Origin of the sequence: Pseudomonas mandelii, from assembly GCF_024138395.1 — a bacterium.
Classification (GTDB): Bacteria; Pseudomonadota; Gammaproteobacteria; order Pseudomonadales; family Pseudomonadaceae; genus Aquipseudomonas; species Aquipseudomonas mandelii_E.
On the sequence record NZ_JAMYDU010000002.1, the window covers coordinates 98,502 to 112,275 of the forward strand.

Annotated in this window: 14 protein-coding genes and 1 pseudogene; all 15 read left to right on the forward strand. The window is 60.4% G+C overall.

Translation table 11 applies throughout. The features are described from left to right. Position 1: 1 nt before the first annotated feature. The 15 genes and pseudogenes from NHU87_RS03825 (at position 2) to NHU87_RS03895 (ending at position 13,723) form a co-directional block, all read left to right on the forward strand. Positions 2-1,117, forward strand: a complete 1,116-nt coding sequence (locus tag NHU87_RS03825; RefSeq protein WP_367399007.1) for a DegT/DnrJ/EryC1/StrS family aminotransferase — start codon at positions 2-4, stop codon at positions 1,115-1,117. Then, a complete protein-coding gene (locus tag NHU87_RS03830; protein ID WP_038980441.1) occupies positions 1,118-1,630 on the forward strand; it encodes an NUDIX hydrolase in 513 nt (170 codons plus the stop codon). Next, positions 1,627-2,730 (forward strand): DegT/DnrJ/EryC1/StrS family aminotransferase, encoded by a 1,104-nt coding sequence (locus tag NHU87_RS03835; RefSeq protein WP_253545787.1) that lies wholly within the window; start codon positions 1,627-1,629, stop codon positions 2,728-2,730. Before NHU87_RS03830 ends, NHU87_RS03835 begins: the two co-directional genes overlap by 4 nt. Then, the gene (locus tag NHU87_RS03840) at positions 2,711-4,078 is read left to right on the forward strand and encodes an NAD(P)/FAD-dependent oxidoreductase (protein WP_253545789.1); all 1,368 of its coding nucleotides are present in this window, start codon (positions 2,711-2,713) and stop codon (positions 4,076-4,078) included. The genes NHU87_RS03835 and NHU87_RS03840 overlap by 20 nt, the downstream gene beginning before the upstream one ends. Continuing rightward, positions 4,078-4,776, forward strand: a complete 699-nt coding sequence (locus NHU87_RS03845; protein WP_253545791.1) for an HAD family hydrolase — start codon at positions 4,078-4,080, stop codon at positions 4,774-4,776. Before NHU87_RS03840 ends, NHU87_RS03845 begins: the two co-directional genes overlap by 1 nt. A 2-nt stretch (positions 4,777-4,778) precedes the next feature. Continuing rightward, positions 4,779-5,891 carry a fatty acid desaturase family protein gene (locus NHU87_RS03850; RefSeq protein ID WP_253545793.1) on the forward strand — a complete coding sequence of 371 codons (1,113 nt, stop codon included), beginning with the start codon at positions 4,779-4,781 and terminating at the stop codon, positions 5,889-5,891. Beyond that, complete coding sequence (gene mtnP, locus NHU87_RS03855; RefSeq protein ID WP_253545795.1) at positions 5,888-6,799, forward strand: S-methyl-5'-thioadenosine phosphorylase; 912 nt, start codon at positions 5,888-5,890, stop codon at positions 6,797-6,799. The genes NHU87_RS03850 and mtnP overlap by 4 nt, the downstream gene beginning before the upstream one ends. Positions 6,800-6,803: 4 nt before the next feature. Next, positions 6,804-7,400 carry a GDP-mannose pyrophosphatase NudK gene (nudK, locus tag NHU87_RS03860; protein ID WP_038980451.1) on the forward strand — a complete coding sequence of 199 codons (597 nt, stop codon included), beginning with the start codon at positions 6,804-6,806 and terminating at the stop codon, positions 7,398-7,400. Positions 7,401-7,402: 2 nt separating this feature from the next. Further along, the gene (locus NHU87_RS03865) at positions 7,403-8,320 is read left to right on the forward strand and encodes an ABC transporter substrate-binding protein (RefSeq protein ID WP_253545797.1); all 918 of its coding nucleotides are present in this window, start codon (positions 7,403-7,405) and stop codon (positions 8,318-8,320) included. Positions 8,321-8,327: 7 nt separating this feature from the next. Beyond that, positions 8,328-9,536 carry an MFS transporter gene (locus NHU87_RS03870; protein ID WP_437180818.1) on the forward strand — a complete coding sequence of 403 codons (1,209 nt, stop codon included), beginning with the start codon at positions 8,328-8,330 and terminating at the stop codon, positions 9,534-9,536. Positions 9,537-9,543: 7 nt separating this feature from the next. Continuing rightward, positions 9,544-10,200 carry an HAD family hydrolase gene (locus tag NHU87_RS03875; protein WP_253545801.1) on the forward strand — a complete coding sequence of 219 codons (657 nt, stop codon included), beginning with the start codon at positions 9,544-9,546 and terminating at the stop codon, positions 10,198-10,200. Positions 10,201-10,260: 60 nt separating this feature from the next. Then, positions 10,261-11,163: a LysR family transcriptional regulator gene (locus NHU87_RS03880; protein ID WP_253545803.1), complete on the forward strand. Its 903-nt coding sequence runs from the start codon at positions 10,261-10,263 to the stop codon at positions 11,161-11,163. 130 nt (positions 11,164-11,293) lie between these two features. Next, positions 11,294-11,920 carry a glutathione S-transferase family protein gene (locus NHU87_RS03885; RefSeq protein ID WP_253545805.1) on the forward strand — a complete coding sequence of 209 codons (627 nt, stop codon included), beginning with the start codon at positions 11,294-11,296 and terminating at the stop codon, positions 11,918-11,920. 62 nt (positions 11,921-11,982) lie between these two features. Then, positions 11,983-12,942: pseudogene (locus NHU87_RS03890) on the forward strand (FAD-binding oxidoreductase); the annotation flags it as partial. A 403-nt stretch (positions 12,943-13,345) separates the two neighbouring features. Beyond that, complete coding sequence (locus NHU87_RS03895; RefSeq protein WP_253545807.1) at positions 13,346-13,723, forward strand: DUF6124 family protein; 378 nt, start codon at positions 13,346-13,348, stop codon at positions 13,721-13,723. Positions 13,724-13,774 lie beyond the last annotated feature (51 nt).

The window sequence follows — 13,774 nt, forward strand, 5'->3', positions numbered from 1 at the left end:
AATGCCTTCTAATCAATCCAATGTCGCGACTGCCCGAGTGTCTGTTTCTGATAAGTATCGCCCGGTGTATGCCGACGACCTGCTGACCATGCAACAAACCCTGGAGCGTCCGCTGTCGGGCACCAGCGATGTGGTGACCGAGTACGAAAGCAAGCTTGCCCAGTGGTTCGACGCTCGGCATGCGATTGCCGTTTCGTCGGGCGGTGCAGCGCTGAGCGTGGCAATTTATGCCGCTGGCGTAGGTCCGGGCGATGATGTGCTGCTGACCCCGAGCTGCCCGTTGTGCACCATTTACCCGATCATTGCTGCCGGCGCCAATCCGATTTTCGTCGACACCCGCACCCATGGTTTTGGCGCCGATCCGGCATCGATCAAGGCCCGCATGACTCCTCGTACCCGGGCGATCATCGATATCCCGATGTGGGGCTATCCGACCGAAGTCGATGAGTTGCGCGACCTCACCCATAAATTGGGTATCAAGCTCATTCTGGACCTGGCGCATTCCCACGGTACAACCCTGCATGGCCGTCCGCTTTCGCAGTATGGCGACCTGTCGTGCTTCAGTACCCATGAACGCAAGCCGCTGGCCACCGGTGAGGGCGGTTTTATCCTGACCGACGACGATGCGCTGGCCCAGCGCAGCCGCGATTACAGCCGTTTCGGCAACCTTAACGGCAAGGATTTCGGGCTGAACTACAAGCTTGCGGCGCTGCCAGCGGCGCTGGGTGGCAGTCGTTTGGCGTCCCTGGCCGGTCAGATCGAGAAGCGCCGCGAGAACGCGACGTACTTCCTCGACAAGCTGGATCACAGCAAGGTGCGTGAGAAGAAAATCATTAATGGCGGTGTGCCGAACTACTACTTCCTGAACCTGGAACTGCACTTCGCCGATAACCGCGCCTTCATCGATTATCTGGACGAAGCCGGCATTCCCTCCGACATCAAACGTTACGGTTGCAAGGCACTCTATGAGTTTCCGGCATTGACCCAATACCGCAATGAGTGCCCGAATGCCGAAGCCTTGCTGGCGGGCATGACGACGATTCCGGTGCATCCGGACATCACCCTGGCCGAGCTCGACTACATGGCCGAACGCATCAACCAGTACGGTGCCCCGTGAATGACTGACACACTCGATCGCTCGCAATTGGATCGGCACTTCACCGCGTCCGGGTTCGTTCTGAACCCGGAGCGGGAGATGTTGCTGCTGCATCACCGCAAGCTCGACGTCTGGCTGTACCCGGGCGGCCATATCGAGCAAGGCGAAACCCCTGACGTGGCGGTGTTGCGGGAAATTTTCGAAGAAACAGGGATTCGCGCCCACCTGATCGGTGAGCGCGATGAAGAGCTTGCCGATGTCGAAACCGACGTCACGGTGCTGCATCAGCCGTACCGGATTCTGTGCGAATACATCAACGACAAGCGCGGGCCGCACTATCATCTGGACCTGATTTACGTCACGGCGACCGAGTTGCGCAGCGTCCCTGACAACAGGGAGGTGGAGCACGCCCGGTTCTTCACGCAAAAGGAAACGGCGAACCTGAAGATGTTCCCCAACTTCCGGCGCATGGTGGATCGGGTGTTTGCCGATGATGCGGTCTGGGACATGGTCGGCATGAAGGTGTCGAAATGAGTCTGGCGGCGGTTTCAACGCGAACCATCGCGCAGAAATGCTCTCACGCCACGGCCGACGATCTGCGGGAGCTTGAGCGGGCATTGCATAGCGGCCTGACCGGCACCTCGCAAATCGTCGACGAGTACGAGGCCGCGCTTGCGGCGCTGTACGGCGTGCGGCATGTGATTGCTGTATCGTCCGGCGCGGCGTCGGTGACGGCCGCGCTGGCCGGTGTCGATTTCCGTCCGGGGGATGAAGTTATCGTCGCACCGACAGGACCGATCTGTACCGTGCTGCCGATTTTGTCCCTGGGGCTGATGCCGGTTTTTTGCGATGTGGCGCCGGACAGTTTCGGCCTCGACCCAGTGGACCTGCGACGTTGCATCAGTGATCGCACCTGCGCGGTGATCGAGGTGCCAATGTGGGGTTATCCGATTCGCTCGGATGCCACTTGGGCGTATTTGCGTGAGGCAGGCATTCCGCTGATTCAGGACTTGGCCCACGCCCACATGACGCGCCTGAACGGCACCTGGCTTGCCCATCACGGCGAGATCAGCTGTTTCAGTACCCACGATTGTAAGTTCATCTCCACCGGCGAAGGTGGTTTTGTCATGACCGATGATGATGAGCGGGCAGCGCGCATCCGCGCCTACACGCGCTTCGGTAATCTGACAGGCGAAACCCTGGGCATCAACCTGAAACTCGGTGGCCTGCAAGCGGCGCTGGGTCTGGCGCGCTCGCGTCAACTCGGTGCGAACCTGCAGCACCGCCAGCGCAATCGCGAGCGGTTGCTGGGGATGCTGGACAACCCGGCCTTTCGGGAAATGCCGGTGGTCGCCGGTGGTGAAGTCAACGCCTATTCGTTGTTGCTGCAAGCCGTCGGGCACGATGGGCGCGAACTGGTGCACTACCAGCAGCGGCACGGTATCGAGTCGGATATCGGCAAGTACGATAACCAACCGCTGTACCAGTTGCCCCTGTTGACCCGCTACCAGCGCGATTGCCCCAACGCCGCCCGATTACTGCGTTCACTGACCACAGTGCCGTTGCACCCCGATCTGGTGGACGACGACCTGCATTACATCGCCAAGGTGCTCAATGACTACTCTCCCGCCTGAATCAGCCGGTCGCGGCCGCCATGCGGTGGTGATCGGCGGCAGCGTGACCGGTTGCCTGACGGCCGCGGTGCTCGCCCGTCGTTTCGAGCGCGTCACCGTGATCGAAAAAAGCAACTTCTACGACGAAACCGGCCCGCGCCAGAGCATTCCCCAGGAGCATCACGTGCATCTGCTGCTGTTGCGTGGCAAGCAGATCATCGAGGGCATATTCCCCGGAATCCTCAAGGCGCTGGAGCACAGCGGTGCGCAAGTTGCGGACCTTGGCCATGATGTGAAGTGGTATCAGGGTGGACGCTGGAAGAACCGCTACCGAAGCGGCATCTATGCGCACTATTGCAGTCGTCGACTGATCGACAACCAATTGCGCCGATGCCTGTCGCAGGTGCCACGGGTCGAGGTGCTTTCCGGCGCGCGGGTGACGCGTCTGGAGTTTTCCGGCCACAGCAACCCGCGTGCGGTGAGCGGGGTGGTGATTGACAGCGGCTCCGGCGAACACAGCCTGGCCTGCGATCTGGTGGTGGACGCCAGTGGCCGGGGCACGCACCTGCCAACGTGGCTGAAAGAGGCTGGGTTCGGCGCGGTCGAAACCAGCGTGGTCAAGACCGAGCTCGGTTACGCGTCACGCATCTATCGCCGCCTTCCGGCCTTCGCCGAGCAATGGCAGGTGCTGCTGGTGCTGCCCACTGCACCGGCGCAGAGTTCCATGGGGGTAATCAGCCCCATTGAAGGCGATCGGTGGATGGTGACGACCGGGGGATGGTTCGGCAATTTTCCTGGCAAGGACCCTGACGAGTTCTTGCAGGCCCTGGCCGCGCTACCGGTGCCGGATATCCATGAAGTCATCCGCGACGCCGAACCGCTGTCGGACGTTTTCACCTTCAAGATGCCGGGCAGCAGTCGTCGCCATTACGACCGTATCGAACACTGGCCGACCGGTCTGCTGGTGGTGGGCGATGCCCTGAGCAGCATGAATCCGCTCTACAGCCAAGGCATGACCATCGGTGCCCTCGAAGCCGATTGCATCGATCAACACATCGATGCAGTGCTGGGGCAATCGATCAGTTTTCAACAGTTACAGGCCTCGCTGTGTGGTGTGGTCGATGGCGCCTGGAACATGGCCACCACCGAGGATTTCCGTTTTCCGCAGACGCAGGGCGAGCGCAGTTGGCGTACCTGTTTCCACCATTGGTATGGCGCAGGCCTTGGCAAATTGTCGGCGAGCAATCGTCGCGCGCTCGAAACGCAAATCGGTGTGACCAACCTGGTGATGGAGCCCAGCCGGCTCTATTCACCGGCGATTGTGTCGCGTATCGCACTCAATGCCATCTTTCCCGGGAACACTCGATAATGATCGACGATCTCCTGCACTTCTCTGGCATCGAACACCTGGTGTTCGATTGGAACGGTACTTTGATCGACGATATCGATCTGGCCGTCTTCGCGGTGAATCGCTGTGGCGAGCATTTTGATGTGGCGCCCATCACCGCGGCTCAATACCGGGCCAAGTTCGATTTCCCCATCGCCGATTTCTACGCGTCGTTGGGTTTTGATTTTGCGCAGACCCCGTTCCCGATCATCGTCCAGCGCTACCTTGAGCATTTCGACGCCAATGTTGCGCAATGTCGGTTGCATGACGGTGTCCTCGAGTTACTCGATGCGGCGCGGCGCGCAGGCATTGGTGTGTCGATCCTGTCGGCGTCCCACTGCGATGTGCTTCTGCAAACCCTGGAAGCCAAGGGCCTGCGCGATTGCTTCGAGCACGTGGTGGGGCTGACGCACAATCACGCGACCAGCAAGGTCGCCGAGGCAGTCGTCCTGCAGCAAACCCTCGGCACGCCGGCCGCTCGCACCCTGTTTGTCGGCGATACCCTGCATGACTTTGATGTCGCTCGTTCCGTGGGCTGGCAACCGGTGTTGGTTACCACCGGCCATCAGGACGCCAATCGCCTGCGTCGCAGTGGCGCGATGCTGTTCGACGGACTGGGTGAGTTGCTGACCCGCTTCAGCCCCGACGACATGCGCGTCATCGAACTCGGGGAGGCCTGATCGTGACCACACCGCAGATTGTTCTTGTTTGCCTGATCGCGACAACGCTGCTATTGCGTGCGCTGGTCACCTTTTATTACCGCGACAAGCAGCGTGTGCTGCGTTTGCTGAAGCTGGAACCGCGCCTGCCCGATCGCAAGGAGCATTACTACCGACCGCTGGATGAATGGTTCGCACCGTTGCCGTTTATCTGGGTCTGGCTGGATATCGTCGCCGCCGTGCTGCTCGCGTCGATTTATTCCACGCCGTTGATGTGGCTGGGGGTGGTGCTGTGGAGTGGCGGGCGCATGCGGGCGCTGCAAGAGTTCGGGCACAACGCTGTGCATTTCGCCTTGTGTCGGCACCACGCCTGGCAATGGTGGCTGGGCAACGTGTTCTATCAGTTCCCGATATTCAAGCGCGACATGCGCAGCCGTCACCAGGCGCACACCATCGAACACCATCGCAACCCCAATCATCCGCAACTGGACCCCAACCGCGCACGCGTGCACGCCGGCGGTTATGTCGCCGGGTTGTCGCCGGGTGGCTTCTATCGCTTGTTGCTGTACCCGCTGACCCCTGCCGGGGCCTGGGTAAATCTGAGCACGATGGTGCGCAACAGCCTGTTGAATCATTCCCGGGTGACGACGGTGATCCGCTGGCTGAGTGTAATGGCCGTGGCGGCGCTGCTTTACTGGGCGGGTGGCTGGAAAGGTGTGGTGTTTGGCTGGTTGCTGCCGTTGCTGACGTCGTACCCGGTCTATGCCTGGGTCTCCTTGCTTACCGAACACCGCTGGTTCATCGAAGGGTCGTCAAGGGACCGACGTGATCTCGAATACCTGGCCGGTCGGCCCACCGACTACTTCGGCCTGAGCGGCTGGATGGTGCGTGTGTTTATCGCGCCGACCTCTGATGCCTATCACCTGGCCCATTCGCTGTATCCGGGGGTGCGCTGGAATTACCTGCCGGCAATCGACCGTCATCTGAAGATTCACGAACCGCGCTACAGCAACAACGCCAGTGAAGGCCTGCTGTTGCGCCGGGGCAACGCACCGACGGCGCTTTCGGAGCTGTACGAGCGGCTGGTCAGCACCGAACAAGAAGAATCCATCCTGAAGACGAGAGGCAATACGTGACGAACTCAACGGAATTTCAACAGGTGCAACGCATTGGCATTATTGGTGGCAGCGGTCTTCAGCAGCTGCCAGGTCTGGAAGATATTCGCCTGGTCGAAATCGAGACCGCATTCGGCCAGCCTTCCTCCCCCATCACCCTTGGCACGCTCAACGGCGTGCCGGTGGCCTTCGTACAGCGTCATGGGGTTGGGCACACGATTCCACCCGCCTCAATCAATGTGCGCGCCAACATTGCTGCGCTACGTCACGTCGGTTGCACTCAAGTGTTATCGGTCAGTGCGGTGGGCAGCCTCAGCCACGATGCGCCACCGGGCAGTTTCGTGCTGATAGATCAATTCATCGATCGTACCATCCAGCGTGACAAGACCTTCTTCGGCCCAGGCCTGGTAGGGCACGTGCCGTTCGGCAATCCAGTGTGCGGGCGCATGCATGCTGTCCTGGCTGAGAGTGTGAAAACGACGGATGTTCAGGCACTCGATAGCGGCACTTATGTCGTGATGGAAGGGCCGCAATTTTCGACCCGGGCCGAATCGAACCTCTATCGCCAATGGGGCGGCACTGTCATCGGCATGACCGCGATGCCCGAGGCGAAACTGGCTCGCGAAGCCGAACTTTGCTACGCGATGATTGCCATCCCCACCGACTTCGATTGCTGGCATGAGTCCCATGAGGATGTGAACGCCGCCCTCGTCGCCCAACGCATGGCCGACACCTTCACCCTGACTCGCCGATTGGTCACCGAGGCGGTTTCGCGTCTGGGCGAGCATCGCGGTGCCTGCCCGTGCGGCTGTGACCGCGCCCTTGATACGGCGGTGATGACCGCGCCTGAACACCGTGACCCGGCCATGGTGGATCGTTTGCTGACCGTCGCACCCAACGCCATACACCTGAGATCGAACAAGGATTGAAATCATGAATCAAGCCATTGCCACCAAGGATCGCGTGCGCATCAAGCAGGTCGAGGTACTGTCGGATAACTGGTACGTACTGCGCAAAACCACTTACGATTTCCAGGGCCGCGACGGCACCTGGCGAAACATGTCCCGGGAGACCTACGACCGTGGCAACGGGGCGACGATCCTGCTTTACAGCAAGTTGAAGCAGACGGTTGTACTGACCCGGCAATTCCGGTTCCCGGCCTTCGTCAACGAACACGACGGCATGCTCATTGAGACCTGCGCCGGCCTGCTGGATCGAGACGATCCACACACCTGTATTCGCAAGGAAACCGAGGAAGAAACCGGTTACCGGATTAAAGACGTGCGCAAGATTTTCGAGGCTTTCATGAGCCCTGGATCGGTGACCGAACGCTTGTATTTCTTTGTCGGCGAATATTTCGACGAGGACAAGCTGGGGGAGGGGGGCGGCGTCGAAGCGGAGGGCGAAGAGGTCGAGGTGCTTGAACTGCCCCTCGACGAGGCCCTGGCCATGATCGAGACAGGCGCTATCAGTGACGGCAAGACGATCATGCTCTTGCAGTACGCCAAATTACACCGGCTACTGGAGTGAGCATGAACGAGCTTATTGCGATCAGCTCAATGGAAAACGCCGAACTGGCCGAGTTCGTCGACGGCATTGCTGCTCACGTCGGTTTACCCGTGCGCCTTACCCGTTGGTCAACCGCCGAACTGGTCGAGCGTTTGCGCAGCGACACCGCCGGGCTGTGGGACCTATTGCTGGGCACGGCGGCCACCGCGTTGCTGGACCCGGCACTGGCGTCGCTATTGATGCCCCTCGACAACCTGGACGTTTCGGCCTTGCCTTCCTCGGCGGTTGCGCAAGACCGACGCTGGTTCAGCCCATCCGGTTTTGTACCGGCGTTCTGTTACGACCCGCACGTGTTGGCAGAGCAAGGTCTTGCGCCGCCCACAACGTGGGAAGCCCTCTGTGCCGCGCACTGGTCGGGGCGCCTTGCGTTGCCGGATCCGGCGCGCTCGGGCGCAGGCTATCTGCACCTGAGTGCGCTCCTTGAGCATTACGGTGACGGCGCCTGGGAGATGCTCGACACGATTGCCCGGTTGCAGCCGTCGATCAGCGGTTCGTCCACCGCGCCGATCGAGGCGGTGCTTGCCAGTCAGGCGTGGCTGGGGGTGACCGTGTCAACGGCGGCTACCCGGGCCGCCCAGGAACATCCTTCGCTACGCTGGTGCGTGCCCGATGATGCGCGCTGCTACGAGTATGAAGTGTTCGGTTGTCGTGCCGGTTCGGCCAAGGCTGTGCAGGCACAGCAAGCGCTCGGCTGGATGCTCACACCCGCGGCGGCGGCGATCAGTCGCCGCTTCGGCAAAGTGGTGTTGGGCGGTGTTTCGGGTGGCGAACTGAAGGTCAGCGACTTGCAGGCGCTGGATGCGCAAAAGGCCAGTCAGGCGAAGATTGCCCGTTGCGCGCAGTGGCATTCCCTCTTTGCTGAACGAGTGCTCGATGAGTAAGTTGCCCATGACTGATACCACGCGCAACGACTGGCCCGTACCCGTCGACGGACATCCCTGGGGCATCTACCTGATGTTCGGGCTCTTCGGCGCCCAGCAAGGCATGTTGGGTCCGATCATGCCTTTTTTGCGCGGTGAACTCGGGCTGGACCTGCGCTGGACCGGTTTGCATTTTGCCGCCTACGCGTTGGGCCTGGCCTTAGTCGGCTTTCCGTATCGCTGGCTGGAGCGGCGTTCGTTATCCATCGGCATGGGGCAAATCGCGATTGCCTCGATCGTGGTTGCCAGCGGTTTGTTCAGCCTGGCCAATTACCTGCCGATGACGCTTCTTGCCGCGATGTTGATGGGGTTGTCGGGTGGGTTGGTCATGGCGGTTGGCCAAGCCATGCTGGGCGCTCGCTATCAGGAACAAGCAGCGGCAAAACTGGTGGCGGCCCACGTGGTTGCCGGTCTTTGCGTGCTGGGCGGCGCCTTGCTGGTGGGCGGCGCGACAGCCGTCGATTGGTCTTGGCGGGTGGCGCCACTGGTCGTTGCGGTGTGTGCGATCCTGCTGGTGGTGGCGTCGCGCACGGCGTATCGAATGGACGCGGGGTCGCCACATGACGTTCGGCTTGTGCAGGGCAAGGATAGCCTGCCTCTTGGACGACGGTTGCAGCTGAGCCTGTGGGCGTTGGTAATCCTGGGGATTTCGGCGGAATGGGGCGTCGGTTTCTGGGGCGCCGAGTACATGAAAACCCATGTGCAGATCAGCGCCTCGGCAGCGGCGACCTTGATGAGTGTGTATTTCGCAGGTACGGTCTGCGGTCGCCTGGCCAGCAGCTATGCGTTGCGCGCAATCACACCGCTGACGCTGCTGGTGGCGGTAATGCTGGGGGCAATCGCCACGTTGTTGGTGTTGTACTTCACGCAAGAGCGATGGGCCACGACCGCTTTCACCTTTGTACTGGGTGCCTGCCTGGGCAATTTTTTCCCGCTGATCCTGGGCTCGGCGATGAGCATCGCGCCCCGCGCCAGTTCCGCGCTCAGTACCCAGGCATCGCAAGCGGTGGGGGTGGCGTTGTTGCTGGCGCCGTTTCTGCTCGGCCTGCTCTCGGAACGGATAGGCGTAGAAGCCGCCTTCAGTTTGTTGATTGTGTACCCCATTCTCATGTTGCCGGTTGTGCTGGGGTTGCGCGGCGCGTTATCCACAGGCAATGCGGTTATTCGACAGGAGTAAGTGTCAATTGGTTATCTCTGCACTGTTGTTCGACCTGGATGGCACCCTCATCGATACCGATGAGTTACACCTCAATGCTTACAATCAATTGTTGGCGCGCTGGGACCGCTCGATGGACATCAGCTATTACAAAGCAAATGTCATGGGCTTTCCGGACGACATGATCTTCGGCGGGTTGTTTCCCGATATGCCCGTAGCGCAATACGCGGCACTGGCGGCGGAAAAAGAGACAATGTTCCGCGCTCAATTGGGTGAAACCCATCCTGTGCCCGGGGTGCTGCGCATTCTTGACTATGCCGACGCCGCCAGCATTCCCGTGGCTGTGGTGACCAATGCCCCGCGTGAAAATGCAGTGGCCATGCTGAGCGGAATGGGGATTGCCGACCGCTTCGATACGTTGGTGATTGGTGGCGAACTGGCACGCGGCAAACCGCATCCGATGCCGTACCTCACCGCCCTGGAAATACTCGGTGTCGAGGCGAGTGATGCGATTGCCTTCGAGGACTCGCTGGCCGGTGTGCAATCGGCTTCGGCGGCCGGCATCCATACCTTTGGCATGCTGGCCGGGCTGCAAGAAAACCAGCTTCGCGAGGCCGGTGCCCGGAGTATTATCCGGGACTTCAACGATGCTGCCCTGTGGGACTGGATCAAACCCGTCTCTTGATCCATCGTCCCCCGGGTCTAAGTGTGTCGGGTGGCGGCACACGACTGGCCGAGGACACCGATGGACCGATTCCAGGAAATGCAAGTCTTCGCCACCGTAGCCCAGGAGCAAGGCTTCTCAGCCGCGGCGCGGCGATTGGGGATGTCGGCGGCCAGTGTCACCCGCGCCGTGGCGGCGTTGGAGAAACGCATCGGCACCCAGTTGCTGACGCGTACCACCCGCAGCGTGCATTTGAGTGAGGCGGGTCAGCGTTATCTGGAGGACTGTCGGAGAATTCTCACCGAGGTGCAGGAAGCGGAGGATTCGGCCGCCGGCAGTCACGCCCAACCCCGTGGGCAACTGACGATCACGGCGCCGGTATTGTTCGGTGATTTGTTCGTTACGCCGGTCATGGTCGGTTACCTGACTCAATTCCCTGAAGTCAGCATCAACGCTCTACTGGTCGACCGGGTGGTGAGCATGGTCGAGGAGGGCATCGATGTGGCTGTGCGCATCGGTGAGTTGCCTGACAGTAACCAACATGCAATTCGCGTGGGCGAAGTGCGGCGGGTGATCTGCGCTTCCCCCGGATTCCTGACTGACCGTGGCCGGCCTCGGCATCCTGCAGATTTGAGCGCAGCCCCGATTATCGCCACCTCGTCCATTGGGCAGCACAGAAGCTGGCCGTTCCTTGACGGGGGAGAGCCGATCAGCGTTCGTCCGGAACCGCGTCTTGTGGTCACCGCCAATCAGGCGGCTATCACGGCCGCTGCCATGGGGCTTGGCCTGACCCGAGTACTGTCGTATCAAGTGGCGAGCAAGGTCGCCGCCGGTGAATTGGAAATTGTTCTGGCCGACTTCGAACTGCCCCCGCTGCCCATTCATGTGGTCTACCAAGGTGGGCGCAAGGCCCCGGTGCGGGTCCGTAGTTTTGTCGACTTCGCGGTGAACGTACTGCGCGAACACCCGGCGCTGCATGGCTGAAGGGTTATTGCACTGGCTGAAATAATGGATTGCGTTTGCTGGTTATTCTGTTGCTTTGGTTGCGGATGGAAGATGGCCCTCTATAGGCGCTGATCTTCCTGGACGACGCCACCACCCAGCGGAGTCGACCATGCAAGCCATCAAACTCTACAATTTCCCCCGTTCTGGCCACGCTCACCGTGTGGAGCTGATGCTGTCGCTGCTGCAACTGCCGACCGAGCTGATCTTTGTCGATTTGGCCAAGGGCGCTCACAAGCAAGCGGATTTTCTTGCGCTCAACCCGTTCGGTCAGGTTCCGGTGATTGATGATCAAGGCGTGGTGCTGGCCGATTCCAACGCGATCCTGGTTTACCTTGCGCTGAAATACGGCAACGGTCGCTGGCTGCCAACCGACCCGGTCGGTGCGGCCAAGGTTCAGCGCTGGTTGTCGGTCGCCGCCGGGCCGATTGCCTTTGGCCCGGGCAGAGCAAGGCTGATCACGGTGTTTGGTGCGCCTTTCAATGCGCAAGAGGTGATCGCTTATGCCCACACCTGGCTCAAAGTGATCGATCAGGAACTGGGCGCAACGCCCTATCTGGTTGGTAGCGAACCGACCATCGCCGACATCGCTGCGTACAGCTACATCGCCCATGCACCGGAAGGCAATGTGTCGCTGGATGACTACGCCAACATCCGCGCGTGGCTGGCGCAGATTGAAGCCTTGCCAGGGTTTGTCGGCATGCCGCGCACCGTTGCCGGTTTGCAAAAAACCGCCTGATGTTCACGGTCCGATTCAGTCGGGCCGTTTTTATGCGCGATGAGCGCAGGGGAGAAGCCGTTATGGAACGTTCACCTTGGCACGCAGGCGAGACCCAGTTGCAGGCTCACATGGGTGTCGCCGAGCGAATGGACACATTAGGTCGTAGGGTGATTCGCAGCGAGATGCCGGATCAGCACCGCACCTTCTATCAGCAACTGCCGTTCATGCTGTACGGCGCGGTTGATGCTGACGGCAACCCTTGGGCCAGTATTCTTGAAGGGCAGCCAGGTTTTGCCCATTCTCCGGAGCCTGCGCTGTTGCAGTTCGGCAGCCTGCCTGGCCACGACGACCCTGCACAACTGCAAGATGGGGCGGCGATCGGTCTGCTCGGTATCGAACTGCACACCCGACGTCGCAACCGTCTCAATGGTCGGGTCGACGCTGTAACGGCGAGCGGCTTCGAGGTGACGGTGGAGCAATCTTTCGGCAATTGCCCGCAATACATTCAATTGCGCCAGTTTCGCTCGGTGCCCTTGGCGGATCCTGTGACCCGTGTCGCGCAGCATCTCCACGGGCTGGATGACGCGGCCAAAGCCATGATCGCCAGCGCCGATACCTTCTTTGTTGCCAGTTATGTGGACGTCGATGACCAACGCTCGGTGGACGTTTCTCATCGGGGTGGCCAGGCCGGTTTCGTCCAGGTCGAGGGCAATCGCCTGACCATCCCGGACTTCGCCGGCAATATGTTCTTCAATACCCTGGGCAACCTGCTGATCAATCCTCGAGCCGGTTTGCTGTTCATCGATTTCGATTCCGGTGACCTGCTGCAACTCAGCGGTCGCACGCACATCATCCTTGAAGGCCCACAGGTCGAAGCCTTTCTAGGGGCCGAGCGGCTGTGGACATTCGAGGTGGAGCGCGTAGTGCGGCGGCCCGCGGCGCTGGCCTTGCGTTGGCGCTTTGACGGTGTGTCCCCCAAAAGTTTGCTGACTGGGACTTGGGCGCAGGCGAACGCACGCCTGCAAGCCCAGGCCCTGGGTGGCAGCGGGGCCCTTTAGAAAAAGATCGCAGCCTTCGGCAGCTCCTACAGGGTGTAAACAAATCCCGCGTAGGAGCTGCCGAAGGCTGCGATCTTTTGATCTTCAGGCAGTCCTACAAACGATGATTTTAGGGGGAGGTTTCCGACAGGTTTTGACGGTTGTCGGGTGGGAAGTGAAGTGGATAGGCTTTGGGGGTCGCTGCACATCAGCGATCGGGTCTGGAACAAAGCAGATGACATAATGCGGCTCATTTTGAGCACCGCAGTTATGGCGGCTGTGCGTGGGAGACCTTCGGGTCTGCCGGGTTTGATCCTTTACCGGTTTTTCCAGTCCGCGTACAGCTGCCACCCTTTTCGTCTGGAAAACGAAAAATGGCAGCTCCATCTCTTTAAGGATCTTTGCCATGTTCAAGCCGACACCAAATCCGCCTGAAGCGGACAGTACCTCCCCTTACGAATCCCTCAATTCAAAAAAACTCAACGAAGCCGCTAACCGAGCGCTCGATCACTACCTCAACCCCTCCGCCCTCAAATCACCCGCGACCCGCAAGCCGAGCACGATGTTTATCGTTGCGCCGGATATCAAAGACGAAGACCTGTTGGCCCATACCTGTGAATCGTTGGCCCAGGCCAGTGTAATGGCGAGTGATATTGCGGGGTATCTGGAAGGGCCGCACCGGCACGCGGTGATGGCGATTCAACAGATCGTCATGCTGGCAGAACTGGCGGTGAACAGGATGCTGGATAACGTGAACATACCCAAACCTGCGCCACACAGCTGATCCCTTGTAGGAGCGAGGCTTGCCCGCGAAGGCGGCCTGCCATTCAACATT